Source organism: Sphingomonas sp. LHG3406-1 (genome assembly GCF_029637485.1).
GTDB lineage: Bacteria > Pseudomonadota > Alphaproteobacteria > Sphingomonadales > Sphingomonadaceae > Sphingomicrobium.
In genome coordinates, this window is the sequence record NZ_CP069128.1 from 1,175,351 (window position 1) to 1,197,314 (window position 21,964).

A 21,964-nucleotide genomic window follows, 5' to 3' on the forward strand; every position below is an offset into this window, starting at 1 on the left:
ATGCGCTGCCCCTTTTGCGGTGACCTCGACAGTCAGGTGAAGGACAGCCGCTCGTCGGAAGACGGTGCGGCCATTCGCCGTCGCCGCCAGTGCGAAGGTTGCGGCGCCCGCTTCACCACCTTCGAGCGGGTCCAGCTGCGCGATCTCACCGTGGTCAAGAAGGAGGGCAAGCGCGAACCCTTCGACCGCAGCAAGCTCGCTCGTGCCATCGGATTCGCCTGCCGCAAGCGCGACATCGCGCCCGAACGTATCGAGCGCCTCGTTTCCGGCATCCAGCGCCAGCTCGAAACGCGCGGCGACGAAGTGACCAGCTCCGACATCGGCGAGGCGGTCATGGCCGGGCTCAAGACGCTCGACCACGTCGCCTACATCCGCTTCGCCTCCATCTACCGGGACTTTTCCGAAGCGAGCGACTTCGCCGAAATCGCTGGCGAAGTCGGCGAGCCCGGCTCGCCCACCCCCGTCGGCAAGCTGCTGTGACCGCCGCGCCGCCGCCTGTCATCATCCTCGTCCAGCCGCAGCTCGGCCAGAACATCGGCAAGGCCGCGCGGGCCATGCTGAACTTCGGGCTAACCGAGATGCGCCTCGTCGCTCCGCGCGACGGCTGGCCGAACCCGGACTCCGGCCCCGCCGCGAGCGGGGCGGACATCGTGCTCGAACGGGCGCAGGTGTTCAGCAGCGTCGCCGAGGCCATCGCCGATTGCAGCCAGGTCTTCGCCTCCACCGTCCGCAAGCGCGACGTCATGACCCCGGTGGTCGGACCCGTGGAGATGGCGAGCGCCATCCACGCCTCGCCTGCGCGCTCCGCCATCCTGTTCGGCCCCGAACGCTCCGGCCTCGCCACCGAGGACGTGGTCCAGGCGAGCCACATCGTCACCGTCCCGATCAATCCCGTGTTCGGCAGCCTCAACCTCGCCCAGGCGGTGATCCTGCTCGCCTACGAATGGTCGCGAAGCGCGAGCCTGGTCCAACCTACGGCCTTCGAGCTGGAGCCGCGCGCGCCGCAGGCCGAGCTGGATGGCCTCATCGGCCAGCTCGAAGGGCATCTCGACGCGGTCGGCTATTTCCATCCGCCCGAGCGCACGCAGGCGACCAGAAACACCATCCGCACCATCCTCACCAAGCCCGGCTGGTCGAGCCGTGAGCTCAAGGCGATGCGCGGGATGCTGAGGGCCATCGCTCAGCCGCGGGTGCGGTCGAATACCTCGAACTCATAGGCGATCGAGGCTTCGATCAGCTGCTCGTAAAGATCCGTTGCAAGGTCGGGGACCGGCAGCTCGAGCTGCTCGGCCGTCGCGCGTACCTTGGCCAGCACGTCGGCCTTCCGCCACTCGTCCCGCACCGCGCCCCGGCCCGGCTTGATGCGCGCGGCCGCCTCCATGTAGCCGAAGCGCGTCTTGAGCAGCGCAACCACGGCCCGGTCGACTGCATCGACGCCGGCGCGCACCTCTTCCATGGTGGTGCAATGTTCGGGATCGATCGTGCCGCTCATGGCCCCGCTCTGGCGGCCAAGCTTGACCTTCGCAAGCCCTCCCTCTAGAGGCGCCGCTTCGCAATTGGCTCCGCACGTCCGGTGAAGCGGTAGCCCTGCCCATTTCGATGGTCAGCAGCGCGGTCCCGGGCAACTGACACGAACGCAATTGAAGGAACCATCATGTCGAAGCGCACCAGCGCCAAGTACAAGCTCGACCGCCGCATGGGCGAGAACGTCTTCGGTCGCCCGAAGAGCCCGGTCAACAAGCGTGAATACGGCCCCGGCCAGCACGGTCAGCGCCGCAAGGGCAAGATGTCGGACTTCGGCATCCAGCTGCGCGCCAAGCAGAAGCTCAAGGGCTATTACGGCGACGTCACCGAGAAGCAGTTCAAGCGGACCTTCTTCGAGGCGAGCCGGATGAAGGGCGATGCCAGCCAGAACCTGATCGGCCTGCTCGAGCGCCGCCTCGACATGGTCGTCTATCGCGCCAAGTTCGCGCCGACCATCTGGGCCGCCCGCCAGCTCGTCAGCCACGGCCACGTCCGTGTCAACGGCGTGAAGTGCAACATCGCCTCGCGCCGAATCAACGTCGGTGACGTGGTCGAGCTCGGCTCGAAGGCGCAGGAGATGGCGCTGGTTCTCGAGGCGCAGAGCCTCGCCGAGCGCGACATTCCCGAATATGTGACCCCGGACGGCAACGCCAAGGTGACCTACACCCGCGTTCCGACCCTCGACGAGGTGCCCTATCCGGTCCGGATGGAGCCGAACCTCGTGGTCGAATTCTACTCGCGCTAAGCTTCAGGGCAGCGTGACACCAGAGGGCGGCCCTTCGGGGCCGCCCTTTTGCGTTGGGGCGATCCACATCCACCAGGCCGTGCCGGGCAGTTCCACCTTGCGATAGCCCCGCGCGCCGGCCCATTGGTCGAGCGGACCGTCGAGACCGAGCGGAAGCTCGGGCGGGAACTGCTTGCGCTCACCCCCCGTCACCACCACCGCCGGTCGCGCCACATCGAGCAGGTGGAGCGATTCGAAAGTCGGAACCTCGGTCACCCGCCGAACGAACCTGCCCGGCTCGCCCTCGATCCGGTAGAGAAAGGGGCCGGCGGTAAAGCCTGGGTGCAGTTCGACGTCCACCCCCACGAACTGCTCGGGCGCCAGGGTGACGACCGTGCCACCATCGGCGGCAGCAGCCACCGCGCGGCCCCGCTCGACCGCTTGCCAGAGCGGCGACGCGCCGGTCACCGCTTTGCTGATCGCCAGTATGGTTCCAGCCACGCCATAGAGACTGCACAGAGCGCCCGCGGCCAGTGCAGCGTGGCGCCATCGCTGCTCCAGCGTCGGCAGCGCGATGCCGGCGCGTGCGAACAACGGGGGTAGCAGGGGCACCAGATACTGCTTGAAGAAGGGGTCCGGCAGAAAGGCAGCGATCAGCCCGCCGACCGCCATGATCTCGAGCAGACGCTGCCGCGCCCGGCGGCGAAGAGTGACCAGGGTCAGCAGGAGGGCAACGGCCGGCGCGCCCTTGATCATCTGCTCTGCGATCCCGCCAAGCTTCCCGAGCGGCTGCAACCGCCAGGCCTCGCCCACACCGGTCCAGTAGAGCTGCGGCGCGATCAGGCTGTAGGTGAGGACGCCGAAGGTGAAGCGCTCGGGCGACAAGGCGTAGAGGGCGATGCTCGGCAATATGCCCGCGAGCCCACCGGCGGCGGCGGCGGCGAGCGCCGGCCAGCCCAGGCGTCGCGCCCGCAACAGCATCCACAGGCCGGCCCCCGCGACCGGCAGCGCCATGCTGATCTTGGCCGAGATGGCGAGTCCGAAGCAGAGGCCGGCGATCCCCGTCCGCCGCCAGTGCGGCATCATGTCGTTCGGCAGGATGGCGAGCAGGCCGAGCGCCAGCAGCGCTGCCGGAAGCATGTCGTTGCGCGCGACCTCGGTGCCGAACAGGAAGGCATTGGTGGTCGCAAGGCCGACGACCGTCGCCACCCGCACCCAGTATGGCACGCGATCAGCGAGGAAGCGCATCAGCGCCCAGCAGGTGACCAGCGCGAACAGCACGTTGGCGAGCCGGGCCCCGACCAGCAGCCAGCCGGCGGGCAGCAGCGACAGCGGGCTCAGCAGCAGAGGCTGGAGCGGGGTCTGAAGGTAGGGCCAGTCGCGATAAGGCAGACCCTCGCGCATCATCGCGATGGCCGCGACATACTGGCTCTCGTCATGGTTGATCGGCGCACTCAGCGCCGCGGCGACGAACAGCAGGCCCAGTCCTGCCAGCAGCCAGCGCGTCCGTGCCATTTCCCCCATGGCCGCCCCTTTCCCGCTCCGGAGCCCACTGGCAAGCGCTTTGCTTGGAGTTGAGGGAAAGCGTCGCTATCTGCCCGCCATGCCACTTCCTCCCCTCCCCGAATGGGCCCCGCACGCCGCCATGTGGATCGGCTTCCCGAGCGACTCCGAACTGTGGGTCGAGGACCTCGAGCCCGCCCAGGCCGAGGTCGCCGCCCTCGCCCGAGCACTCCATGCGGACGGCACGGGCGAGGAGATCATCCTCGTCGCCGCCGACCCGGAAGCCGCGGCCGAGGCGCGCCGGCTGGCACCTTTCGCAACCGTGCTGGAGGAGCCATTCGGCGACATCTGGCTGCGCGACACCGGGCCGATCGTGCTCGGATCAGGCCAGGATCGCCGCGCGCAGGGATTCGGCTTCAACGGTTGGGGCGGCAAGTACGACCTTGAGGGCGACGACAGCATCGGCGATCGCCTCGCCCGCTCGGCCGCCCTGCCCTATGCGAAGGCCGACTGGATCCTCGAGGGCGGCGCCGTCGACGGCGATGGCTCGGGCACCTTCCTGACCACCGAGCAATGCCTGCTCAACCCCAATCGCAACCCGGGCCTGACCCGCGAGCAGGTGGAGCAGCGACTGGCACGCGACCTTGGCGCGACCAGGGTGGTGTGGCTCGGCGAGGGGCTCGCCAACGATCATACCGACGGCCATGTCGACAATCTCGCCCGCTTCGTCGCTCCGGGACGGGCCGTGCTCCCATCACCGGCGGAGGATGATCCCAACGCGGCCGTCTATGCCGATGCGGCGGAGCGGCTGAAGGCGGCCGGGCTCGACATCGTGAACCTGCCCTCACCCGGCCGGATCGAGGCCGACGGCGACATCATCCCGGCCAGCTACATGAACTTCCTCATCGGCAATGCCGCGGTAGTCGTGCCACTGTACGGGGCGGCTAACGACGCGGCGGCCGTCACCGCACTCCAGGCCATCTTCCCCGACCGCAAGGTGAGCGGCCTTCGCGCCGACCACATCCTGACCGGCGGCGGCAGCTTCCACTGCATTTCACAGCAAGTGCCGCGGTGACCGCCTTCTGGCTCCGGGCCGCGCTGTCCGGGCTGGTGATCGCGCTTGCCTCCACCGTCGCGCGGCGCTCCCCCGCCCTCGGCTCACTGATCGTCTCGCTTCCGCTCGTCTCGGTCCTCAGCATCATCTGGCTGTGGCGTGACGGGGCGGAAAGCGGGCAGCTCGCCGACTATATCCAGAACACCTTCTGGTTCTTCCTGCCGTCGATTCCCATGTTCCTGGTCATCCCGATGCTGCTCCGGCGCGGCCTGGCCTTCTGGCCGGCGCTGGGAATCGGCTGCGGGATGACCATCCTTCTCTACCTTGCCATGACCGCGGGGCTGGCCCGCTTCGGCGTTCGTCTGTGAGAGTGCTTGCCCGATGACCAAGATCAAAGTCGCCGCCCTTCAACTCGAGCTCGGAGCCGACACTGGGACCAACATCGCGGCCGTCACCGAACTGGTGCGCGAAGCGTCGGCGAAGGGTGCGCAGGTGGTTCTTCCGCCCGAGCTGTTCGAAGGCCCCTACTTCTGCCGGGTCGAGGACGAAGGCCTGTTCGCGACGGCCATGCCGACCGAGCAGCATCCGTCGGTCATTGCGATGCGCAAGCTGGCCGAGGAGCTGAAGATCTGGATCCCGACCAGCTTCTTCGAGCGCGACGGACCGCATCATTACAACAGCCTGGCGATGGTGAACCCGGACGGAAAGATCGCCGGTCTCTACCGCAAGAGCCACATTCCCGACGGGCCGGGCTATGAGGAGAAGTTCTACTTCCGGCCGGGCAACACCGGCTTCAAGGTGTGGGACGGCCCGGAGGCGGAGAAGCTCGGCGTCGGCATCTGCTGGGACCAATGGTATCCGGAGACCGCCCGCGCGATGATGCTGATGGGGGCCGAGATCCTCTTCTACCCGACCGCGATCGGCACCGAGCCGCACGACCCCGACCTCGATACCAGCCGGCTGTGGCGGCGGGCGATGATCGGCCATGCGGTCAGCAACGTCGTTCCCGTCGTCGCAGCGAACCGGATCGGCACGGAATGCGGCCAGCGCTTCTACGGCCACAGCTTCATCTGCGACGAGCGCGGCGACCTTCTGGCGGAATTTGGTGCCACCGAGACGGGCGTGCTCGTGGCCGAGCTCGACCTCGCCGCCGCCCGCCGCCACCGAGCCGCCTTCGGCTTCTTCCGCGATCGGCGTCCGGAGCTGTATGGGCGGCTGGTCCAGGACATCTGACCCGTTAACCTTTCTGAACAAGGTCACAAAGGTCACCGGTGGCGGGCTTTTCGCCGGAGGTGCGTGGGACCTCAGACGGGCGTTATGCAGCAATGCGAAAGATCGGCGGCGAGCAACCGCAAAGGTTATCCTTTGCAGGTCAAATCCTACGCTGCAAGGCGGGACGAAAGTCGGTCTGGATGGAGGGTGGGCTTAGGCGCGACCTCCTTGCTGCGCAGCAATGAGGCGGGGGGCGCTCAGCCGGGAGGTCAAGTGCTGGAGGGGCCATCCCCAACATTGCAGGCCTCCCCTTCCACTCGCTCCGCGGGCGATCCCTCCCGATGCGGCTGCGCGGCACCGGGCGGGTCGCGCCAAGGTCTTCACAGGATCTCAAGCGGACATGGTGTCGTGCCGTCAGGCCGGAAGCGGCCCTAAGCCCCGTCCCTAAGCTCCCGCCGCCAAAAGACGCTGTCGTGCCAGACACCGCCGATCAGCCAGGTCTTCGAAGCGCGGCCGGTCTCGACGAAGCCGTGCCGCTTGAGCAGGGTCATGCTCGCTTCGTTGCGCGGGTCGGTGTCGGCGAGGATCTCGTGGTCGCCCGTCCGGCGGCGATGGGCAAGGAAGGCGGTGAGGGCTTCGGAGGCATAGCCCCTGCCCCAGTGCGCGCGCTCGAAGATGAAGCCGACTTCGGGCAGCTTCCAGCAGCCGAGCTTGCCGATGCATTCGCCATCCAGCGTGACGATGAAGTCGTCCCCTCCCTCTGGCGCATCGATCATGCTGCGCACCCAGTCGGCGGTGACCTGCACGCTGTCGTGCGGAAGTGTCGACCAGTAACGCATGGCCTCGGGGTCCGACATGATGCGGTGCATCGGCCCGACATCCTCGATCCGGGCGCGGCGGAGGACGAGGCGTTCGGTGGTGATCGCCTCGATCATGGCCGAAGCTCCATCGCGCGGGCGAAGACGGCTTCGAACATGGGCGCAGTGAGGCGGCCGGTGTTCTGGTTGTAGCGGCTGGAATGGTAGGTGCCGAGGAGGATGCGGCCATCCGGCGCCGTGACTTCGCTGCCGTGGCCGAACCTGGCCTGGCTGGGGCGCAGGCCAAGCGCACGGGCGGCGGCGGCATGGGCGATGGCGCCAAGCGCCACCAGCACGCGCACCCGCGGAAGGCTGGCGAGCGCCGCCTCGAAATATGGGCGGCAGGTGGCGATCTCGATCGGCTCGGGCTTGTTCTGCGGGGGGAGGCATTTGACCGCGTTGAGGATCAGCGCGCCCTGCAGCCGCACGTCGTCGGCGGGGTCGGCGCGGTAGGTCCCGGTGGAGAGTCCGAACCTGGCCAGCGTCGCATAGAGGAGGTCGCCGGCGAAATCGCCAGTGAAGGGCCGGCCGGTGCGGTTGGCGCCCTGCTTGCCCGGCGCCATGCCGACCACCGCCAGCCAGGCGTCCGCATCTCCCCAGGCGGGCACGGGAGAGTTCCACCACCCCGGATGCTCGGCCCGGCATTCCTCACGAAAGCGGACCAGGCGCGGGCAAAGCGGGCAGTCGCGCGGCGCCTCGGCCTGCGGGACGGGGGAAACGACGGGAGGGCTGGCGAACAGCATGATGGAGGGATAGGCGAGCGGGCGTGACCTCGCAAACGCACCTCTACGCCGTCGCCGTCGGCTCCAACCGAGCGCATGGGCGGCACGGGCGTCCGACGGGCGTGGTAGTGGCGGCGATCGGGGAGCTGGACCGTGCCTTCGGCCTGTTCGCCGCGTCGCCCCTGCTGCTCAACCCGGCCAGCGGCGGTGCGGGGCGGGACTTCGCCAATGCGGTGGCGCTCGTCGAGAGCCCGCTTGGGCCACCCGAAATGCTGGCGGCATTGAAGCAGATCGAGCGGGCCTTCGGTCGCAGGCCAGGACGGCGCTGGGGGCCCCGCGTGCTCGACCTTGACCTCATCGCGTGGGACGGCGGCCGGTGGCGGAGTCGCGATCTCGTCATCCCGCACGCCGCGCTGGAGAGCCGGGCCTTCATGCTCCTTCCACTGGCGGCGATCGCACCCGGCTGGCGGCTGCGTGGGAGCCTTACCGCAAGACAGCTCGCGGCGCGCCTTGGCAAGCGGCGCATCAGGCCCTAGGTGCACCCCCGCGTGGGCCGTTAGCTCAGTCGGTAGAGCAGCTGACTTTTAATCAGCGGGTCGCTGGTTCGAGCCCAGCACGGCTCACGCCATGCTTCGAACCAGCCGAGTCTTCGTAGGCGCCAGCGCAGGCGCCGGCCTGGGGTTCGAGCCCGGCACCGCTCACGCCCCTCCCTTTTCTGAAGCGGCCGGGACCTGATCCCGGCTTGTTGGTGTGTATTGCTACACTATAGCAGCCAGTCACCCCTGTTCCGCTCACCTTTGCCGTCCCCGTCGATCACAAGTCACTGACGGCTAGTGATGAAAGCCCATCTGGCACGCCTCCTGCTCTGCTCACGCCGAAGCCCCGCGCTTCAGAATCGACACAGCAAGGAGTGAAGCACCCATGTTCGCCATCATCGCCGCCGCGGCTGCCGCAGCCGCCAATCCGAGCGCCGTCACCGTCAATGCGCCACGCTCGATCGAGATCGACGGCGTCCGCGCGATCTACACGCGCCACGTCGACGCCGACGGAATCACGCACCTCAAGGGGCGCTACGGCGGTCGGAATGCCACCCGCTTCCACTTTCGCGTCCGCGGCAAGGAAGTCGAGGGCTGGACCGGCGGCGCGCCGGTGCGCTTCACCATGCCTGGACGCTGAGGCGACGGGCGGCAGGCGGGGGCAAGGCGCCCTCGCCTATTGCACCACATTGGCTTAGTCGAAGGAAACCAATGGGTAACTTCCTTGGACTACCCCTCAATGCGTGGGGAATGACGGACGGGCGCCGAGTGCGGCGGTCCGGGAGCTATAATGTGGAAGAGATGCCCGTCGAAACGACCCTCTACTCGCTGAGCGAGCAGGCACCCCAGCCGGACGAGCGGCGCGAGGGCGAGCGGCACCTCACCCTCTTCCGGGTCGGCACCATGCTGGTCGAGGACCGTCGCGAGCTCTGCCTGATTAAGAACATCTCGGCCGGGGGCGCGATGCTCCGACTCTATACGGGCGGACTGGCGATCGGCCAGCAGTTGCGCGTGGAGCTGAAATGCGGCCAGCCGCTGAGCGGGACCGTCGCCTGGGTCAGCGCCCCAAATGTCGGCCTCACCTTCGATACGCCGATCGACGTCATCGCCATGCTCAGCCAGAGCGAGGACGGCCCCCGCCCGCGCATGCCGCGGATCGAGACATCCAGCTTCGTCACCATTCGCGATGGCGCGCAGATCGTCCGGGCGCGCGCGTGCGACATCAGCCAGGGCGGGATCAAGATCGCGACCAAGGCGCCGTTCGACCGTCACTCGGAAGTGGTGGTCAGCCTGCCCGGCATGGCGCCGCAGCCGGGCGTGGTGCGCTGGACGGCCGACGGCTGCGCCGGGATCACCTTCAATCGCCTGATCCCGCTGCCCCAGCTGATCGACTGGCTGAAGTCGCAGCGGCGGGAGTCGCGGGCCGCCTGAGGCGCCCCGTGCCTTCTTTTCTTCAGAACTGACGAAGGATCAGTCGCCCGGCGCGTCGCGCGTCGAGACGGCCAGCCACTTGGTGCCGAACGTGAGTTCGCCCTCCGTGAGCGGCTTGGCGGCGAGGCCGGGCCGGCGGAAGTCCGGGAGCACGCGCGGACGCGGAACGGGAACGTGGCGAAGCAGCGCCTCGGGCGAGAGCGGCCGGTGGAACTGGATCCCGCCTCGATTGCCCCGCACCCAGATGAGCTTGCCATCGACGACCAGGTCGCCGCGCTTGAAGCGGATCTCGGCGCCTTCGACCGGAAGGTCAGGCGCATCGACCAGGGCCCCGTCGGACGAAAGGTTGCGCAGCTTGACGTCGACCGAGCGGCCGGACAGCTCGATCACGGCCGTCAAGAGGACGTTGGCGCGGCGTTGGCGCCGATTCTGAACCTGGGTGCTTTCGTCCATAACGGTGGAACTATCCGGCCGAGGTAAAACTTCATTTAACAAGTGATCGGCCGAGCTCCCTTTTTCATCATGCTTGTCGCATCCGGGCTGCTTCTGCTGCTCGGCTGGAGCGGCGGCGCAGGCCAGGCCTATGACGTCGCCGCCATCCGCGCCGGTGCGGAGTGGCGGCTGATGCACCCGCGGGCGACGGGTGCCGTCATCCTTTACACGCACCTGGGAAGCGCCGTCGCGCTGCTGTCGATGACCGCCGCAGGAGCAATCTTCCTGTGGTGGAAGCGCGAGCGAGCGCGGGCGGCGGCGCTGCTCGGGGCGGTGCTGGGAACGCGGATCGGGGTCGAGCTCCTCAAGCTCCTCGTCGACCGTTCCCGGCCGAGCCTCGACGCGCATCCGGTGGCGGTCTTCTCGCAAAGCTTCCCGAGCGGCCATGCCGGCAATGGCATGGCGACCTTTCTCGCCCTAGCCCTGTTCGTCGCGCCCGAGCGCTGGCGGCGACCCGCGGTGGCGATGGCCCTCGTCGCGGCGCTGGCGATGGGGGTGACCCGGCCCTTGCTCGGAGTTCACTGGCCGAGTGACGTGGCTGGCGGTTGGACCTTCGGCGCGACGGTCGTGGCGCTTGCCGCCTGGTGGCTCAGGAGCCGAGGAAATCGAAGCGCAGCATGAGGTTGTTGGCGGGCATGCCGACGCGCCTGGCGAGCGCCAGGCCGTGCTTCCGGGCCTCTGCGGCGAAGGCGGTCAGCTCACGCAGGCCGTAGCGCGGGTCCCGTTCCTTCAGCGCCGCGTCGAAGGCGAGGTTGGAGGGCGCGAGCGGCTCCCCGCGCACCCGCCAGGGGCCGTAGAGGATGAGCGGAGCGCCCGCGGGCAGCAGCCGCGCCGCGCCTGCGAACAGGCCGAGGCTCGCTTCCCACGGAGAGATGTGGACGAGGTTGACGGCGAGGATCGCCACGGCCTCAGCGACCGGCCAGTCCGTCGCCATGACGTCGAGGTGGAGCGCGGGCTGGAGGTTGGGTGTCCCCTCCTCTTCCCGCCACGCCTCGATCGAGGCGCGCGCTTCGGAATCGGGGTCGGTCGGCTGCCACTCGAGGTGCGGGAAGGCGGCGGCGAAGTGAAGGGCGTGCTCTCCCGTGCCGGCGGCGATCTCGAGCACCCGGCCTTCTGCAGGAAGCCAGTCCTTCAGCACCGCGAGGATCGGATCGCGGTTGCGCAGGGCGGCGGGCGAGGAGCGCTTCACCGGCGGGCCGCGACACGGGCACGGCGCTCGCGAGCCGCCAGCCAGATCAGCAGGCCGAGCGGACCGGCGAGGAAGGTGAGGAGCAGGATCGGTGCTTGCGCCAGGCGCGAGAAGCCCTTGCCGTCGGCATCGCGCGCGATCCACAGGCCGACGAACAGGTCGAAGGCAAGATAATGGGTCCAGCCGGTGACCAGCCCGCCGTCGCTGAGGAACAGCTTGCGCAGGCCCTCGATGCTGTAGTCGGCGGGATCGAATTGCCCGGCTCCGGCGACCGGACCGGCATCGACCTGCCCCGACAGGAGCGCGACCAGCATCGCCGCATAGGCGAGGCACAGCAGGCCGACCCCGGCATAGAGGATGGCCGAATAGGTGAGCGGGCGGCGCGGCGCGAACAGCAGCAGCGCCCAGGCGACGACCGCCACCGCATTGGTGAGGCTGAAGAGGCTGTCCCAGAGCATGAGGAAGACCTAGCGCCCGCCGGCCCGGTCGGCCAGCAGGGCCCGGGCCCGTAGCGCAATCTCGAGCCGCGTCACCGCCACCAGTCCGAACACCAGGCCCAGCATGGTGTCGGTGACGAGCAGGGTCCGGCTTTCGGGCGCATCGGCACCGATCCACAGATTGGCGAGGAATCGCAGTGCTACCAGCGACACCAGCATCGTCACCGCCCAGCGCGAGCGGCGCAGCAGCAAGGCACCGCTTTCCTCGTCGAAGCGGAGGATGAACAGGCGGCCGCGCCACCAGCCCGCGATCGCGCCGATGAAGAAGCCCAGGCCGAGCAGCAGCCAACCGGCCGGCGCCGGCGGGTGCCGCGACAGGATGAAGGCGATCACCGCCAGGTAGAGCGCCGGTGCGAGCCACAGGAAGCGCGCGCCGAGCACCCGCTCGGGGCCTTGCCGCCGAAGCCGCCAGGCGAGCACGAGGGCGAGGGTGAGGAGCGGCCCGGCGACATTCATCACCAGGCCGTTCGGGTCCCAGTCGGTCAGCGGTCGCCGACCTCGCTCGGCGTCGGCGCCTCGGCTGCGGCCGGGACCGGCTCCTTCCAGGCGACGATCGGCTTGCGGGCGGCGAGCGTCTCATCGAGGCGGCGGCGCGGCGCATGGACCGGGGCGGTCTTGAGCGCGGGATCGCCCGCCTTGGCCCGCTCGGCGACCGAGCGCAGGGCCATGATGAACTGGTCCAATGCCGCCTTGCTCTCGGTTTCGGTCGGCTCGACCAGCATGGCGCCGTGGACGACCAGCGGGAAGTACATGGTCATCGGGTGATAGCCCTCGTCGATCAGCGCCTTGGCGAGATCGAGCGTCGAGAAGCCGTCCGCGAAGCCCTTATCGCTGAACAGGGCCTCGTGCATGCAGGGACCCGAATGGGCGAAGGGTGCGTCGAGCACGTCCTCCAGGCTGCGGAGGATGTAATTGGCGTTGAGGACGGCATCTTCGGCCACCTGCTTCAGGCCATCGGCGCCGTGGCTGAGGATGTAGGCGAGCGCGCGGACGAACATGCCCATCTGGCCGTGGAAGGCGGTCATTCGGCCGAAGCTCTGGACCTTGCCGCCGAAATGCTCGGCCGAGAAGGCATCCGCCTGCTCTTCCTCGACGAGGTGGACGACGCTGTCGGCGGTACGGGCCGTGTAGGGCAAGGGCGCGAAGGGCGAGAGGGCTTCGGACAGGACGACCGGGCCGGACCCCGGACCGCCGCCGCCGTGGGGCGTCGAGAAGGTCTTGTGGAGGTTGATGTGCATGGCGTCCACGCCGAGGTCGCCCGGGCGGACCTTGCCGACGATGGCGTTGAAGTTCGCGCCGTCACAATAGACGAAGCCACCGACGGCATGGACCGCGTCGCTGATCGCCTTCATCTCCGGCTCGAACAGGCCGCAGGTGTTGGGATTGGTGATCATCACCGCGGCGACGTCCGGGCCCAGCCGCGCCTTCAGCGCCTCGAGGTCGACCCGGCCGGCCGACGTCGCCGGGATATTCTCGACCCGGTAGCCGCAGAAGGCGGCCGTGGCCGGGTTGGTGCCGTGGGCGCTTTCGGGCACCAGCACCACTTCGCGCGGGTCACCGCGTGCTTCGAGGGCGGCGCGGATGCAGAGCAGGCCGCACAATTCGCCGTGGGCGCCCGCCTTGGGGCTCATCGCGACCCCGTGCATGCCGGTGAGGTCGATCAGCCAGAAGGCGAGCTCGTTGATGAGTTCGAGCGCACCCTGCACCGTTTCGCGCGGAGCGAGCGGGTGGAGGTCGGCGAAGCCGGGCAGCCGCGCCATCTTCTCGTTCAGGCGCGGGTTGTGCTTCATCGTGCACGAGCCGAGCGGGAAGAGGCCGAGGTCGATGGCGTAATTCTGCCGCGACAGGCGGGTGTAGTGACGGACGGTCTCGGGCTCGGTCAGGCCGGGAAGACCGATGGGGGCGGTACGGAGGAGCGACGACAGGCCCTCCCCCAGCCCCTCGCGCGAACGGGAGGGGAGATAGAAATCGACTCCCGTCGTCTCCGTATCGCCGATCTCGAAGATCAGCGCCTCTTCCAGCATCAGGGCGCGGTTGCCGGTCACGGTGCCGGTTTCGGACGCGCTGGCGACGGGGGTGGTGGGCTTCCAGCCGCTCTGGTTGATGGTCACTTGGTCACCTCCTCGAGCGCCTGCACCAGCGCGTCCATGTCCTTGTCCGTGGCGGTCTCGGTGACCGCCACCACCAGCCCGTTCCTGAGGGTGTCGGCGCCCGGATAGAGGCGGCCGAGCGACACGCCGCCGAGCACGCCCTTCTCGACCATCTTGTGGACGGCGGGGCGGGCCTCGACCGGCAGCTCCAGCGTGAATTCGTTGAAGAAAAGGTCGTTCACCAGCCGGACGCCCGGAATGGCGGCAAGGCGGGCGGCGAGCTGCGAGGCGCGGGCGTGATTGAGTTCGGCGAGCTGGCGAAGGCCCTTTTCGCCGAGCAGGGTCATGTGGATGGAAAAGGCCAGCGCGCACAGGCCCGAGTTGGTGCAGATATTGCTGGTCGCCTTCTCGCGGCGGATATGTTGCTCGCGGGTGGACAAGGTCAGCACGAAGCCGCGGCGGCCGTCGGCGTCGATCGTCTCGCCGGCGATCCGGCCCGGCATCTGCCGGATGTGCTTCTCGCGGCAGGCGAACAGGCCGACATAGGGGCCGCCGAAGTTGAGCCCGACGCCGATCGACTGGCCTTCGCCCACCACGATGTCCGCGCCCATCTCGCCTGGCGACTTGAGGAGACCGAGGGCGACCGGCTCGGTCACTACCGCGATCAGCAGCGCCCCCCTTGCCTGCGCGGCGGCAGCAAGGCCGGACAGGTCGGCGACCCGGCCGAGGATGTCAGGATACTGGACGACCACGGCGCTGGTCTCGTCGTCGATGGCGCCGAGCAGCGCTTCGATGTCGGTTTCGGCGGTGAGCGCCGGAAGCGAGGTTTCCAGCCGATCGCCGGTGAACTTCGCCATGGTGTTGCAGACGCCGACATAATGCGGATGGAGGCCGGACGAGATGATGGTCTTGGGCTTGCGGGTGATGCGGCGGGCCATGCCAATCGCTTCCCAGCAGGCGGTCGAGCCGTCGTACATGGAAGCGTTGGCGACCTCGCAGCCGAACAGGCGTGCGACCTGGCTCTGGAATTCGAACAGGACCTGCAGCGTGCCCTGCGCGATTTCCGGCTGGTAGGGCGTGTAGGCGGTCAGGAACTCGCCGCGCTGGATCAGGTGATCGACACTGGCGGGAACGTGATGCTTGTAGGCGCCGCAGCCGAGGAAGAAGGGCGCGTCGGCGGCCGGCACGTTCTTGCGGGACAGCGCGGTGAGGTGGCGCTCCACCTCCATCTCCGAGGCGTGCAGCGGAAGGTCGCGGATCGGGCCGTCGAGCCGCGCCTCTTCCGGAACGTCGCGGAACAGCTCGTCGACGTGGGCAACGCCGATGGTGTCGAGCATCGCCGAGCGGTCGGCATTGGAGAGGGGAAGATAGCGCATCAGGGCTTTCTCATGGTGAAGCGGAGACGGACGTAGTCGGCGGTGTCGCTGCCGTGGCGCCGGGCGACGGCGGCGGCGATGGCGGGGCGCTCCTCCTCGGGCACGCCGGCCCGGTCGAGCCAGCCCTTGCGGAAGGCGAGCACCCAGCCCGCGACGCCGTGGTCGAGGGGGGTGGGACGGTCGATCAGTTCGGCCTCGACGTCGCGGAAGCCGACGGCTTCGTAGATGGAGGCGAACTCGTCCGGGCTCGGATACCAGTTGGAGGCGTAGGTGGGCGGGCCGAAGCCGCGGGCCACCAGCTCGTCATCAAGATGCTGGCGGAGCGCCGCGAGGTTTCCCTCCCCGCCCATCTCCCCGACGAAACGCCCGCCGGGCTTGAGCGCGAACCAGATGGCGCGGGCGGCGCGCTCCTTGTCGAGCACCCAGTGCAGGGTGGCGTTGGAGAAGGCCGCGTCGAAGGCTTCGGAAAAGCGCAGGTCCGCCGCGTCCATCAGCCGCGCATCCAGCCCTCTCGCCTTGGCCGCGGCGATCATCGACAGGCTGTTGTCGATGCCGACCACCTCCGCGCCCGCTTCCTTGATGCGGAGCGTGAGCGTGCCGTCGCCGCAGCCAACGTCGAGGATCGTTTCGCCGAACTGCGGATCGAGCAAGGCCAACGCCGCCGCGCCAAGCTCAGGCACGAAGCCGCCCACCCGGACGTAGTCGGCCGCGTCCCAGCTGGAGGTGGAAGCCGGTGTGTCGGTCATCGGTTGGAGACGATCCTCGGATCGATGAGCATGGACGCACGATCGGTGCACACAAGGATCTCGCCAGAGCCGCCATGTCCGAATTGCTTGTCTGCTCGGTCATGCAGGCAGGTCGGGTCGAAGCGCGCTTCCACCGTCACCACTGCCCCGAGCCGCGATTGGATGCGACGATCGAAGTCCGCCGATGTGCCGATCGCAAGCGTGCGAGCGTCCATGCCTCCATGCTCACGCAGGCTGCAGCCGAGATCCTGGCACTTGGTAACGATCCCGCGGACGCGGATGACCTGGCCGTCCAGCACCTGATGATATTGCCAGACTTCCCGGATCGAATAGGCAGGCGGCTTCGCCGGAGCCGGAAGCTCCGCAGCGACCAGGGCAAGGCCGCCCAGCAGGATCAAAGAGTCGCCACCCAGTCGCGATAGGCGGCTTCGTCCATCAGGCCGTCGAGCTCGGACGGGTCCGACAGCCTGAGCTTGAAGAACCAGCCTTCGCCTTCAGGATCGGAATTGATGATCGACGGATCGTCGGCGATCGCCGGATTGGCCTCGGTCACTTCGCCCGACGCGGGCGCATAGACGTCGCTCGCGGCCTTGACCGATTCGACCACCGCGGCCTCGCCGCCCTTGGTCAGCTGCTTGCCGGCCTCCGGCGCCTCGGCGAAGACGATGTCGCCCAATTGGCCCTGCGCGTGATCGGTGATGCCGACGGTGGCCGTGTCGCCCTCGACGCGGATCCACTCATGTTCCCTGGTGAAATGAAGGCTCACTGGCTTTTCCCCTTGCGATGATAGCGGTGCGGCACGAACGGCATGGGCGCGACGGCGGCGCTGAAGAGCTTGCCGCGCTGCTCGAGCGTGATTGCGGTCCCGGGCTGGCCAAGCGTCGCGGCGACATAGCCCATGCCGATCGGCGCCTCGAGGCTGGGCGAGAAGCCGCCGCTGGTGACGCGGCCGATCTCATTGCCTTCCTCGTCGAGAATGCGGGCGCCTTCGCGAACGGGCTGGCGACCCTCGACGGTAAAGCCCACCCGCTTGCTGACGGCGCCTTGCTCAAGCTCGGCGAGGATGCGCTCTGCCCCGGCGAACCCGCCTTCGGCCCGGCGACGCTTGTTCACCGCAAACAGAAGGTCGGCCATGACCGGTGTGGTCTGCTCGTCGAGGTCGTGGCCATAGAGCGGAAGGCCGGCCTCGAGCCGAAGCGAGTCACGGGCGCCAAGGCCGATCGGGCGGACCCGCTCGTCGGCAAGAAGGGCGTCGGCAAGGGCCTCGACATGGCTGAAGGGGATCGACAGCTCGAATCCGTCCTCCCCGGTGTAGCCCGACCGGCCGAAGCCTATCGTGGCCCCGTTCCAGTCGCGCGAGGTGCCCTGCATGAAGACAGTCTCGTCCGGCACGCCCGGGAACAGCGACCCGATCACGGCAGCGGCATCGGGTCCCTGCAGGGCGAGCAGTGCACGGTCGGTGAGATGCTCGAGCGCGATCCCGGCCGGGAGACGGCTCTCGATGAAGGCGATGTCGCCCTGCTTGGTCGCGCCGTTGACCACCACATAATATTCCTCGCCGCCCCCGTCCGGGCTGACGTTGGTGACCATCAGGTCGTCGACGATTCCGCCGCTTTCGTTGAGCAGCAGCGAATAGCGGATTCGGCCGGGCTGAAGGCCGGTGATGTCGCCCGGCAGCAGCGTCTCGAGCGCCGCGCCCGCTCCTTCGCCGCGGATCATCAGCTGGCCCATGTGGCTGACGTCGAACAGGCCGGCATGGGTGCGGGTCCAGCGATGCTCGGCGATGATGCCCTCGTACTGGACCGGCATCGAATAGCCGGCGAACGGCACCATCCGGCCGCCACGGGCGCGGTGCCAGCCATCGAGCGGCAGGGACTTCAGTTCGAGATCAAGCACTTCGGCCAAGGAACGACACTCCGGCAGGTTCGGCTCCTCCCGCCGCCCGGGCAGAAGCCCGCTCGACCGGAAAGCTTGGAACCCCCGTCTGTCTCCAATTGCCTGAGAGCTTTCCCCCGGGTTTTCCGAGGTTACCCCTTCGGCGGCCACGGCGGTGAGGCCGGGACACTTTCCAGACGGCCTTCGACCCGCGCGGTCCTTCTGCCTGAGAGATTCCGGGGGCGGTTGCTCCTTCGGCGCCCCGGTCATGCCGGAGCCTCTCCCGCGCGAGTCGCCCGGCGTTGCCGCCGGACTGGCTGGGGACGGGCTCTAGGCAGGTGAGCCCTTCTGTCAACGCGGCTTAAGGCGAGGTGTGAAGATTCCACGTGGGGAAGCGGGTGGCCCATGTTAGCTTTGCCCGCGGCATTTCAGGGGGAAACGATGGTGCGCTTCAGAAATCGACCCGCAACGAACGCGCCCGGCACCGCCGCAATGGGACAAGGGACGGCGTCATGATCGTTCGGCGGGTCCTCGGCTCGCTGGCGGGCGTGGCGGCGACGGTTGCAACGATCATGGCGGTCGAGGCGATCGGGCACCGAGTGACCGGCACGCCGTCCGACCCGGCACAGGCGACAGTGCCGATGATGCTGTGGGTGCTGGCCGCCTGGGCGATCGGCCCGCTGATCGGCGGCTTCGTTGGCGTGTCGGTTGCACGCTGGGGCGGCGCGGCTTGGATCGCCGCAGCCCTGGTCATCGTCGGCGTGGTCGCGACGATGCTGACCATCCCGACGCCATGGTGGATGGCGACGGGCGGAATCGTCCTGCCGCTGGTCGCCGCCCGGCTCGTCACCAGGCGGGCCGACAGCGGCGATCAGCGCGTCGCGTTGTAGCGGAGCTGGTCCGGGGTCAGCTGGAAGCCGACCAGCTGCTCGTAGGTGGCGTTGGCGACCGCGGTGCGGATTCGCGGATCCGACAGCGGATCGACCGCGGCATCGACGTCGCCCGGCCGACGCTCGCGGGTCAGCTCGCGCTGGATGTCCTGCGGCAGGGCCACGGCCGAGCGCAGGACGCGGACGGTCGTCTGGCTGCTGGTCTGGGCGCGCTGGCTGCCGGCCGGGAAGTCGAGCGCCACCGCGCCGACCTTCTTGGCGATGATGTTGGTCCCGCCCTGCACCGCCACCGCGAAATAGGGCAGCACCACCTGGCGCGCCGCGCCCGCATCGCGCCGGGTGGCGACGACGTCGAAGGTCGCGGTGCTGACCAGGTTCTGCGCATCCTCGGTGCAGGTCGAGCGGACGTTGGTGATGGTCGCCACCACGTCGATCGCCCGGGAATCGCGACTGGTTGCCGGATCGAACAGGGTGATGTCACCGGTCGCGGCGGGGATCGCCACCTGCGGGCAGCCTGAGCGGGTGACATAGACGCCGCCCGAGCCAATCTGCCCCTCGCGAGAGCAGGCGGCAAGGACGAGGGCGAGAGCGGCCGCCGTGACGGCCCGAAGTGACATGGTCATGGACACAGGCTCATAGGAAGCCCCTTCTCGGCAGGCAAGCGATGGCTTACATGGCCGCCATGCTCGAAGGCCGTTCTCCCGCTCATCTGATCATCGCCGCTCCGCGCGGCTTCTGCGCGGGCGTGGAGCGCGCCATCCGCATCGTCGAGCTCGCGCTCGAACGATATGGCGCGCCCGTCTATGTCCGCCACGAGATCGTCCACAACAAGTTCGTGGTCGACCGCCTGAAGGCGATGGGCGCGGTGTTCGTCAAGGAAGTGAGCGAGGTGCCGGACGGCGTGCCGGTGGTCTTTTCCGCCCATGGCGTGCCGAAAAGGGTGCCGGCCGAGGCGCGCGATCGCGGGCTCGACTATCTCGACGCTACCTGTCCGCTGGTGAGCAAGGTGCATCGCCAGGCGCAACGGCTGATCGAGTCCGGGCGGCATATCGTCTTCATCGGCCATGCCGGCCATCCGGAGGTGATCGGCACCTTCGGCCAGGTCCCTTCCGGCGCCATGACCCTGGTCGAGACCGAGGAGGATGTCGCCGGGATCGAGGTGCCGGACCCCGAGAACCTCGCCTTCTTGACGCAGACCACCCTGTCGGTCGACGACACGGCGGCGATCGTCGCCGCGCTTCGGCAGCGCTTCCCTGCGATCAAGGCGCCGCGCGGCGAGGACATCTGCTACGCCACCTCGAACCGGCAGGCGGCGGTCAAGGCGATCGTGCCCAGGGTCGAGAAGATGCTGGTGATCGGTGCACCGAACAGCAGCAACTCGCTCCGCCTCGCCGAGGTCGCGGAGCGCGAGGGCGTGCCTGCCCGCCTCATCCAGCGCGCGGTCGAGATCGACTGGGACTGGCTCGGCCGTCCCAGGACCATCGGCCTCACCGCCGGCGCCTCGGCGCCCGAAGTGCTGGTCGAGGAAGTGATCGAGGCCCTGTCAGAGCGCTTCCTGCTGACGATGGAAGAGCAGGAACATGTGCCCGAAGGCCTGACCTTCAAGCTGCCGCGCGAGCTGGTGGCCTAGCGCAAGGTCCTTGCCTTCGGCCGCGGGCCCTCGCATCGGGCTGCGCATGACCGAACTCCCCCACGTCGAGATGTTCACCGACGGCGCCTGCAAGGGCAATCCCGGCCCGGGCGGCTGGGGCGTGCTCATCCGCATGGGTGCGCGCGAAAAGGAATTGAGCGGTGCGGAGAACCCCAGCACCAACAACCGGATGGAGCTGATGGCGGCGATCCGGGGACTGGACGCGCTGACCCGCCCCTGCCGCGTGACGCTGTCGACCGACAGCATGTACGTCCGCGACGGCATCACCAAGTGGGTCCACAACTGGCGCCGCAACGGCTGGCGGACCGCGGACAGGAAGCCGGTCAAGAATGCCGAGCTGTGGCAGGCCCTGTGCACCGCCGCCGAGCGGCACCGGGTCGAATGGAAGTGGGTCAAGGGGCACGCCGGCCATGCCGAGAACGAGCGGGCCGACCAGCTCGCCTGCGCCGCGGCGGAGGGCCGTGAAGGCTAGAAGCGCTTCGGATCGTACACTGACGGATCGACTCCCTCCGGCACACTTCCGTCGCCGAGGATCAGCATTGCCCCGAGCGTCGCCGCCGCCGGCGCGGTCTGGATTCCGAAGCCGCCCTGGCCGACGCACCAGAAGAAGTCGGGGTTGTCCGCCGCGAATCCGATGGCGGGAACCCGGTCCGGCGTGAAGGTCCTGAGGCCCGCCCAGCGCCGCTCGACCTTCTCGACGGGCCAGTCGACCACCTGCTCGAAACGGTGGATGGCGGTGGCGACGTCCAGTTCCTCCGGCGCTGCGTCGCAGGGGTCGCAGTCGATCTCGTCATGCGGGCTCAGCCACAGCGACTTGTCGCCCTCGCCCTTGAAGTAGAAGCTGCCGTCGGCGCCGATCACCAGCGGCAGGCGCGCGATGCCGCTGCGGGCAACCCGCAGCTGCACCATCGTCCGGCGCTTCGGCTGCAGTCCGAGCGGCGCGATGTCCGCCGCCCGCGCCACCTCGTCGCCCCAGGCCCCCGCGGCATTGACGATTCGGCGGCACCTGATCTCGCTTCCGTCGGCAAGCCGCACCGTCCAACCGCCACTCGAAACCGCGACCGCGCCGGCGAAGCGGGCGTCGCTGCGCACGTCCGCTCCCGCCCGCCGGGCCGCGGCGAGGCAGTCCGAGTGAAGCCTGGCGACGTCGATGTCGGCGAGACCCGGCTCCTCCGCCCCGTGCCTCCACTCGGGCCGAAGCCCTGGCAATCGCGCTTCCAGCACCGCCCGGTCGAGCGGAGTCGCCGCCACGCCGTCCACGAGGTCGATCTGCTCGCCCTCGCGGGCGAGGTGGATGGCGCCGCGCGGCGAAAGATAGCCGCCGGCCTCCAGCGAGGGCCGGCTGGCGCGGCTGAGCGGCGCCACCAGCGGCCCGCCATAGCCTTCGTGCCAGAAAGCCGCCGAGCGCCCGGTCGAATGATAGCCGGGCTGGGCCTCGGCTTCGACCAGCAGCAGCGACAGGCGGCCGGCAAGCGCGGCCGCGAGGCTTGCGCCGGCGATTCCGGCGCCGACGATCAGCAGGTCGATCTCACGCATTGCGTCGCGGCGGTTACGGCTTGGAAAGGCATTTCGTCCAGTCTTGCGACCGGTGCCGG

Annotated in this window: 29 protein-coding genes, 1 tRNA gene and 1 riboswitch; of the genes, 14 read left to right on the forward strand and 16 right to left on the reverse strand. The window is 68.8% G+C overall.

Annotated elements, in window-relative coordinates:
- Both nrdR and JOY29_RS05625 read left to right on the forward strand, forming a co-directional pair.
- Window positions 1-480, forward strand: a complete 480-nt coding sequence (gene nrdR / locus JOY29_RS05620; RefSeq protein WP_300975208.1) for a transcriptional regulator NrdR — start codon at window positions 1-3, stop codon at window positions 478-480.
- Entirely contained in the window at window positions 477-1,217 is a 741-nt protein-coding gene (locus tag JOY29_RS05625; RefSeq protein WP_300975209.1) for an RNA methyltransferase, read from the forward strand. Before nrdR ends, JOY29_RS05625 begins: the two co-directional genes overlap by 4 nt.
- Here the strand turns inward: JOY29_RS05625 and JOY29_RS05630 are convergent.
- Window positions 1,181-1,480, reverse strand: coding sequence for a chorismate mutase (locus tag JOY29_RS05630; protein ID WP_300975485.1), 300 nt, complete (start codon window positions 1,478-1,480; stop codon window positions 1,181-1,183). The genes JOY29_RS05625 and JOY29_RS05630 overlap by 37 nt on opposite strands.
- Before the next feature lie 174 nt (window positions 1,481-1,654).
- Between JOY29_RS05630 and rpsD the strand changes: the two genes are divergently transcribed.
- The gene (rpsD, locus tag JOY29_RS05635; protein WP_300975210.1) at window positions 1,655-2,269 is read left to right on the forward strand and encodes a 30S ribosomal protein S4; all 615 of its coding nucleotides are present in this window, start codon (window positions 1,655-1,657) and stop codon (window positions 2,267-2,269) included.
- Between the two features lie 3 nt (window positions 2,270-2,272).
- On the opposite strand, the gene JOY29_RS05640 is transcribed toward rpsD, so the two are convergent.
- Complete coding sequence (locus JOY29_RS05640) at window positions 2,273-3,772, reverse strand: glycosyltransferase 87 family protein (RefSeq protein WP_300975211.1); 1,500 nt, start codon at window positions 3,770-3,772, stop codon at window positions 2,273-2,275.
- Window positions 3,773-3,851: 79 nt separating this feature from the next.
- Here JOY29_RS05640 and JOY29_RS05645 point away from each other — a divergent pair, with 79 nt between their 5' ends.
- Genes JOY29_RS05645 through aguB form a run of 3 tightly spaced genes read left to right on the forward strand, consistent with a single transcriptional unit; the run spans window position 3,852 to window position 6,038 of the window.
- Window positions 3,852-4,826, forward strand: coding sequence for an agmatine deiminase family protein (locus tag JOY29_RS05645; protein WP_300975212.1), 975 nt, complete (start codon window positions 3,852-3,854; stop codon window positions 4,824-4,826).
- A complete protein-coding gene (locus tag JOY29_RS05650; RefSeq protein WP_300975213.1) occupies window positions 4,823-5,173 on the forward strand; it encodes a DUF3147 family protein in 351 nt (116 codons plus the stop codon). Before JOY29_RS05645 ends, JOY29_RS05650 begins: the two co-directional genes overlap by 4 nt.
- Window positions 5,174-5,186: 13 nt before the next feature.
- Entirely contained in the window at window positions 5,187-6,038 is an 852-nt protein-coding gene (gene aguB / locus JOY29_RS05655; protein WP_300975214.1) for an N-carbamoylputrescine amidase, read from the forward strand.
- 410 nt (window positions 6,039-6,448) lie between these two features.
- Here the strand turns inward: aguB and JOY29_RS05660 are convergent, their stop codons facing one another.
- Both JOY29_RS05660 and JOY29_RS05665 read right to left on the reverse strand, forming a co-directional pair.
- A complete protein-coding gene (locus tag JOY29_RS05660; RefSeq protein WP_300975215.1) occupies window positions 6,449-6,952 on the reverse strand; it encodes a GNAT family N-acetyltransferase in 504 nt (167 codons plus the stop codon).
- Complete coding sequence (locus JOY29_RS05665; protein WP_300975216.1) at window positions 6,949-7,617, reverse strand: uracil-DNA glycosylase; 669 nt, start codon at window positions 7,615-7,617, stop codon at window positions 6,949-6,951. Before JOY29_RS05665 ends, JOY29_RS05660 begins: the two co-directional genes overlap by 4 nt.
- 23 nt (window positions 7,618-7,640) lie before the next feature.
- Here JOY29_RS05665 and folK point away from each other — a divergent pair, with 23 nt between their 5' ends.
- The 4 genes from folK (at window position 7,641) to JOY29_RS05685 (ending at window position 9,563) form a co-directional block, all read left to right on the forward strand.
- Window positions 7,641-8,132: a 2-amino-4-hydroxy-6-hydroxymethyldihydropteridine diphosphokinase gene (folK, locus tag JOY29_RS05670; protein ID WP_300975217.1), complete on the forward strand. Its 492-nt coding sequence runs from the start codon at window positions 7,641-7,643 to the stop codon at window positions 8,130-8,132.
- 14 nt (window positions 8,133-8,146) lie between these two features.
- Window positions 8,147-8,219 (forward strand) — tRNA-Lys (locus JOY29_RS05675).
- 298 nt (window positions 8,220-8,517) lie between these two features.
- Window positions 8,518-8,772: a hypothetical protein gene (locus JOY29_RS05680; protein WP_300975218.1), complete on the forward strand. Its 255-nt coding sequence runs from the start codon at window positions 8,518-8,520 to the stop codon at window positions 8,770-8,772.
- 161 nt (window positions 8,773-8,933) lie between these two features.
- A complete protein-coding gene (locus JOY29_RS05685) occupies window positions 8,934-9,563 on the forward strand; it encodes a PilZ domain-containing protein (RefSeq protein ID WP_300975219.1) in 630 nt (209 codons plus the stop codon).
- Between the two features lie 39 nt (window positions 9,564-9,602).
- On the opposite strand, the gene JOY29_RS05690 is transcribed toward JOY29_RS05685, so the two are convergent.
- The gene (locus JOY29_RS05690; RefSeq protein WP_300975220.1) at window positions 9,603-10,016 is read right to left on the reverse strand and encodes a PilZ domain-containing protein; all 414 of its coding nucleotides are present in this window, start codon (window positions 10,014-10,016) and stop codon (window positions 9,603-9,605) included.
- Window positions 10,017-10,085: 69 nt separating this feature from the next.
- On the opposite strand from JOY29_RS05690, the gene JOY29_RS05695 reads away from it, so the two are divergent.
- The gene (locus JOY29_RS05695) at window positions 10,086-10,676 is read left to right on the forward strand and encodes a phosphatase PAP2 family protein (protein ID WP_300975221.1); all 591 of its coding nucleotides are present in this window, start codon (window positions 10,086-10,088) and stop codon (window positions 10,674-10,676) included.
- Here JOY29_RS05695 and JOY29_RS05700 read toward each other — a convergent pair.
- Genes JOY29_RS05700 through gcvT form a run of 9 tightly spaced genes read right to left on the reverse strand, consistent with a single transcriptional unit; the run spans window position 10,645 to window position 17,858 of the window.
- Window positions 10,645-11,244, reverse strand: coding sequence for a DUF938 domain-containing protein (locus JOY29_RS05700; RefSeq protein WP_300975222.1), 600 nt, complete (start codon window positions 11,242-11,244; stop codon window positions 10,645-10,647). The genes JOY29_RS05695 and JOY29_RS05700 overlap by 32 nt on opposite strands.
- Complete coding sequence (locus JOY29_RS05705) at window positions 11,241-11,702, reverse strand: ABA4-like family protein (protein ID WP_300975223.1); 462 nt, start codon at window positions 11,700-11,702, stop codon at window positions 11,241-11,243. Before JOY29_RS05705 ends, JOY29_RS05700 begins: the two co-directional genes overlap by 4 nt.
- A 9-nt stretch (window positions 11,703-11,711) precedes the next feature.
- A complete protein-coding gene (locus JOY29_RS05710) occupies window positions 11,712-12,197 on the reverse strand; it encodes a CcdC protein domain-containing protein (RefSeq protein ID WP_300975224.1) in 486 nt (161 codons plus the stop codon).
- A 26-nt stretch (window positions 12,198-12,223) separates the two neighbouring features.
- Window positions 12,224-13,852, reverse strand: coding sequence for an aminomethyl-transferring glycine dehydrogenase subunit GcvPB (gcvPB, locus tag JOY29_RS05715; RefSeq protein WP_300975225.1), 1,629 nt, complete (start codon window positions 13,850-13,852; stop codon window positions 12,224-12,226).
- A complete protein-coding gene (gcvPA, locus tag JOY29_RS05720; RefSeq protein WP_300975226.1) occupies window positions 13,849-15,207 on the reverse strand; it encodes an aminomethyl-transferring glycine dehydrogenase subunit GcvPA in 1,359 nt (452 codons plus the stop codon). Before gcvPA ends, gcvPB begins: the two co-directional genes overlap by 4 nt.
- Complete coding sequence (locus JOY29_RS05725; RefSeq protein ID WP_300975227.1) at window positions 15,207-15,953, reverse strand: trans-aconitate 2-methyltransferase; 747 nt, start codon at window positions 15,951-15,953, stop codon at window positions 15,207-15,209. The genes gcvPA and JOY29_RS05725 overlap by 1 nt, the downstream gene beginning before the upstream one ends.
- Window positions 15,950-16,351 (reverse strand): hypothetical protein, encoded by a 402-nt coding sequence (locus tag JOY29_RS05730; protein WP_300975228.1) that lies wholly within the window; start codon window positions 16,349-16,351, stop codon window positions 15,950-15,952. The genes JOY29_RS05725 and JOY29_RS05730 overlap by 4 nt, the downstream gene beginning before the upstream one ends.
- On the reverse strand, window positions 16,348-16,719 hold the full coding sequence (gene gcvH / locus JOY29_RS05735) for a glycine cleavage system protein GcvH (protein WP_300975229.1): 372 nt from the start codon (window positions 16,717-16,719) through the stop codon (window positions 16,348-16,350). Before gcvH ends, JOY29_RS05730 begins: the two co-directional genes overlap by 4 nt.
- Window positions 16,716-17,858 carry a glycine cleavage system aminomethyltransferase GcvT gene (gene gcvT / locus JOY29_RS05740; protein WP_300975230.1) on the reverse strand — a complete coding sequence of 381 codons (1,143 nt, stop codon included), beginning with the start codon at window positions 17,856-17,858 and terminating at the stop codon, window positions 16,716-16,718. Before gcvT ends, gcvH begins: the two co-directional genes overlap by 4 nt.
- Before the next feature lie 174 nt (window positions 17,859-18,032).
- Window positions 18,033-18,124: riboswitch (glycine riboswitch) on the reverse strand.
- A 216-nt stretch (window positions 18,125-18,340) separates the two neighbouring features.
- On the opposite strand from gcvT, the gene JOY29_RS05745 reads away from it, so the two are divergent.
- A complete protein-coding gene (locus JOY29_RS05745) occupies window positions 18,341-18,718 on the forward strand; it encodes a hypothetical protein (RefSeq protein WP_300975231.1) in 378 nt (125 codons plus the stop codon).
- On the opposite strand, the gene JOY29_RS05750 is transcribed toward JOY29_RS05745, so the two are convergent.
- The gene (locus tag JOY29_RS05750) at window positions 18,700-19,341 is read right to left on the reverse strand and encodes a hypothetical protein (protein ID WP_367280033.1); all 642 of its coding nucleotides are present in this window, start codon (window positions 19,339-19,341) and stop codon (window positions 18,700-18,702) included. The genes JOY29_RS05745 and JOY29_RS05750 overlap by 19 nt on opposite strands.
- 50 nt (window positions 19,342-19,391) lie before the next feature.
- Here JOY29_RS05750 and ispH point away from each other — a divergent pair, with 50 nt between their 5' ends.
- Complete coding sequence (ispH, locus tag JOY29_RS05755; protein ID WP_300975487.1) at window positions 19,392-20,348, forward strand: 4-hydroxy-3-methylbut-2-enyl diphosphate reductase; 957 nt, start codon at window positions 19,392-19,394, stop codon at window positions 20,346-20,348.
- A 46-nt stretch (window positions 20,349-20,394) separates the two neighbouring features.
- A complete protein-coding gene (gene rnhA, locus JOY29_RS05760; RefSeq protein WP_300975232.1) occupies window positions 20,395-20,841 on the forward strand; it encodes a ribonuclease HI in 447 nt (148 codons plus the stop codon).
- On the opposite strand, the gene JOY29_RS05765 is transcribed toward rnhA, so the two are convergent.
- Window positions 20,838-21,905: an FAD-binding oxidoreductase gene (locus tag JOY29_RS05765; RefSeq protein ID WP_300975233.1), complete on the reverse strand. Its 1,068-nt coding sequence runs from the start codon at window positions 21,903-21,905 to the stop codon at window positions 20,838-20,840. The genes rnhA and JOY29_RS05765 overlap by 4 nt on opposite strands.
- Window positions 21,906-21,964 lie beyond the last annotated feature (59 nt).

What these genes read in the sequence shown, in the direction of transcription:
- nrdR (WP_300975208.1), top strand. Translation starts at nt 1, where the DNA reads ATGCGCTGCCCCTTTTGCGGTGACCTCGACAGTCAGGTGAAGGACAGC.
- rpsD (WP_300975210.1), top strand. Translation starts at nt 1,655, where the DNA reads ATGTCGAAGCGCACCAGCGCCAAGTACAAGCTCGACCGCCGCATGGGC.
- JOY29_RS05640 (WP_300975211.1), bottom strand. Translation starts at nt 3,772, where the DNA reads ATGGGGGAAATGGCACGGACGCGCTGGCTGCTGGCAGGACTGGGCCTG.
- JOY29_RS05645 (WP_300975212.1), top strand. Translation starts at nt 3,852, where the DNA reads ATGCCACTTCCTCCCCTCCCCGAATGGGCCCCGCACGCCGCCATGTGG.
- aguB (WP_300975214.1), top strand. Translation starts at nt 5,187, where the DNA reads ATGACCAAGATCAAAGTCGCCGCCCTTCAACTCGAGCTCGGAGCCGAC.
- JOY29_RS05660 (WP_300975215.1), bottom strand. Translation starts at nt 6,952, where the DNA reads ATGATCGAGGCGATCACCACCGAACGCCTCGTCCTCCGCCGCGCCCGG.
- JOY29_RS05665 (WP_300975216.1), bottom strand. Translation starts at nt 7,617, where the DNA reads ATGCTGTTCGCCAGCCCTCCCGTCGTTTCCCCCGTCCCGCAGGCCGAG.
- JOY29_RS05680 (WP_300975218.1), top strand. Translation starts at nt 8,518, where the DNA reads ATGTTCGCCATCATCGCCGCCGCGGCTGCCGCAGCCGCCAATCCGAGC.
- JOY29_RS05685 (WP_300975219.1), top strand. Translation starts at nt 8,934, where the DNA reads ATGCCCGTCGAAACGACCCTCTACTCGCTGAGCGAGCAGGCACCCCAG.
- JOY29_RS05690 (WP_300975220.1), bottom strand. Translation starts at nt 10,016, where the DNA reads ATGGACGAAAGCACCCAGGTTCAGAATCGGCGCCAACGCCGCGCCAAC.
- JOY29_RS05695 (WP_300975221.1), top strand. Translation starts at nt 10,086, where the DNA reads ATGCTTGTCGCATCCGGGCTGCTTCTGCTGCTCGGCTGGAGCGGCGGC.
- JOY29_RS05705 (WP_300975223.1), bottom strand. Translation starts at nt 11,702, where the DNA reads ATGCTCTGGGACAGCCTCTTCAGCCTCACCAATGCGGTGGCGGTCGTC.
- JOY29_RS05710 (WP_300975224.1), bottom strand. Translation starts at nt 12,197, where the DNA reads ATGAATGTCGCCGGGCCGCTCCTCACCCTCGCCCTCGTGCTCGCCTGG.
- gcvPA (WP_300975226.1), bottom strand. Translation starts at nt 15,207, where the DNA reads ATGCGCTATCTTCCCCTCTCCAATGCCGACCGCTCGGCGATGCTCGAC.
- JOY29_RS05725 (WP_300975227.1), bottom strand. Translation starts at nt 15,953, where the DNA reads ATGACCGACACACCGGCTTCCACCTCCAGCTGGGACGCGGCCGACTAC.
- JOY29_RS05745 (WP_300975231.1), top strand. Translation starts at nt 18,341, where the DNA reads ATGATCGTTCGGCGGGTCCTCGGCTCGCTGGCGGGCGTGGCGGCGACG.
- JOY29_RS05750 (WP_367280033.1), bottom strand. Translation starts at nt 19,341, where the DNA reads ATGACCATGTCACTTCGGGCCGTCACGGCGGCCGCTCTCGCCCTCGTC.
- ispH (WP_300975487.1), top strand. Translation starts at nt 19,392, where the DNA reads ATGGCCGCCATGCTCGAAGGCCGTTCTCCCGCTCATCTGATCATCGCC.
- rnhA (WP_300975232.1), top strand. Translation starts at nt 20,395, where the DNA reads ATGACCGAACTCCCCCACGTCGAGATGTTCACCGACGGCGCCTGCAAG.
- JOY29_RS05765 (WP_300975233.1), bottom strand. Translation starts at nt 21,905, where the DNA reads ATGCGTGAGATCGACCTGCTGATCGTCGGCGCCGGAATCGCCGGCGCA.